Annotated in this window: 1 protein-coding gene; it reads left to right on the forward strand. The window is 55.4% G+C overall.

Features of this window, described 5'->3' with window-relative positions; all coding sequences use genetic code 11:
- Positions 1-445: 445 nt before the first annotated feature.
- A complete protein-coding gene (locus tag NZK35_RS03600; protein WP_259631232.1) occupies positions 446-796 on the forward strand; it encodes a hypothetical protein in 351 nt (116 codons plus the stop codon).
- The last annotated feature ends 575 nt before the right edge of the window (positions 797-1371 follow it).

Genomic DNA, 1371 nt, shown 5'->3' on the forward strand with positions numbered 1-1371 from the left:
GGCCGAGGAAGACAAACCGAACTAATCACCACTAATCCTGTTCTCATTAGTGTTCGATTAGTGGCAACTAGTGTTCCAGTTTTGCTCGTCTTCCCGGTTCGAAATCCATAGCATTCCCACTCGAATTTCCCTCGGCGATTCCGATCGAGTACATTGGCAAACAGCGGCGATGGCTTGGGCTGTCGTCATGGCCGACCGCGTGAACCAAGTGGTGCACCGCAGTCGGCGAGTAGAGTTTGTTTTTGAGTTCTGGTCCATCGCGCCGACGCGGTGACCACCGCCGTTACCGCATAAGGGGCCTCTTCACATATCCGCATCCGACATTAATCCATACCAACCTGGAAATACTGAATTGAATCCGACTGGACGCGGAAACCGTCCTCTGATTCGACATCTATTCTTCGCGATCAACTTTGCTGTCGCCGTCCTGATGTTCGTTTCAGCTGTGATCTCGATTGCCGTAATGGAATCGCCTGGCTCTTTTTTCGGTGGCATCATCGGTTTCTTTCCGTTTTTGGTCTACGGCTTTGCCGAATGGATTGCGTGGTATCGACGAAGGAAATCGACGGAACGCAAACTGGCTTACGCGAATCTTGGATGCGCTGCATTTGCTGCCTTTGGCGTCGTGACGACCATTGGAGAGGTGTTGATGGAGCCCGAGCCAGTCGATTGGCAATTCCTCACCGTGTTTTCGCTCATTGGATTGTGTATCATTGCCTACCTGGCGGCCTGCGGTTGGATGCGTCTCCGATGGACGCGGAGTACATCGGTGAACCCACCGACAGAAGGCCAGTGAAGCGGTAACCATGCGATGCACGACGAGTCGCCGAGTCGTGGTTTTTGAAGTGGTTGATCACTCGCGGCGACCGCGTGATCGCCAACGTTCGCGCTGCTAACCGACGCCTGACGACAGCGCCCCCTTCTTCTTTTGCGTCTTCTCGCGTTCTTTTGTGGCAATTGATTTGCCGTCGTTGGATCGTGACCCGGAGGATGCCCACCGGAAATCATCAGACCGCTGTTTCCTGAGATTCGTATTTGATGTCATCGTTTGATAGGTGCGCGGGCGACTCGGCCAACGAAGGCAAACCGACGCCTGTCGATCCCAACGGTCGATCGTGACATTGCTAAGTCCGACGATTGAATTCGGGGTTGCCGACAGAGCGATGTGTCATCGGCCCGGAGGGCCGGTAGAGTGTCTGCCGGTGGCGTCAGCCACCGGGGGTGGATTCAAAGGAAATCTCAAGGCCCAGCGGGCCGACACAATGCCCGGGCTTCGAGTGGACCGGGAGCACCCTTGTGCCGGCCTTCCAGGCCTCAGCAAATTTGTGTCTTTGAATACCGGTGGCTGACACCACCGGCAAGCATTGTGCC

The organism is Stieleria sedimenti (assembly GCF_025060895.1).
Lineage (GTDB): Bacteria > Planctomycetota > Planctomycetia > Pirellulales > Pirellulaceae > Stieleria > Stieleria sedimenti.